This window comes from Pseudomonas sp. KK4 (genome assembly GCF_001984065.1).
Taxonomy (GTDB): domain Bacteria; phylum Pseudomonadota; class Gammaproteobacteria; order Pseudomonadales; family Pseudomonadaceae; genus Aquipseudomonas.
In genome coordinates this window covers 1-262 of the sequence record NZ_LYVP01000282.1, presented here as the reverse complement: position 1 = coordinate 262, position 262 = coordinate 1, and the positions used below count along the sequence as shown (strand labels likewise).

At 58.8% G+C, this 262-nt stretch carries 1 protein-coding gene; it reads right to left on the bottom strand.

All coding sequences use genetic code 11. The annotated features are described in order from the left end of the window. Positions 1-262, bottom strand: a 262-nt coding sequence (locus B0W55_RS29495) for a VCBS domain-containing protein (protein WP_139341023.1), incomplete at both ends; no start/stop codon positions are given.

Genomic DNA, 262 nt, shown 5'->3' with positions numbered 1-262 from the left:
CAGTGCGGTGGCATCCGGGTTGCTGCCGTCGCTGAGGTTTTTCTCGTAGACCGTGAGCTCGCCGCCTTCGACGTTCAATCCGTTGATGTAAACGCCATCGTCGTTGTTGTGGATGTTCAGCACCAGGTTGGCGGTGCTGGTGTCGCCGTCGGCATCGGTCAAGGTGTAAGCAAAGGTTTCGGTGCCATTGCCGCCACCGTGCAGCGCTTTGAAATCGGCATCGCTGGTGTTGAGGGTGTAGGTGTAGGTGCCGTTGGCGTTC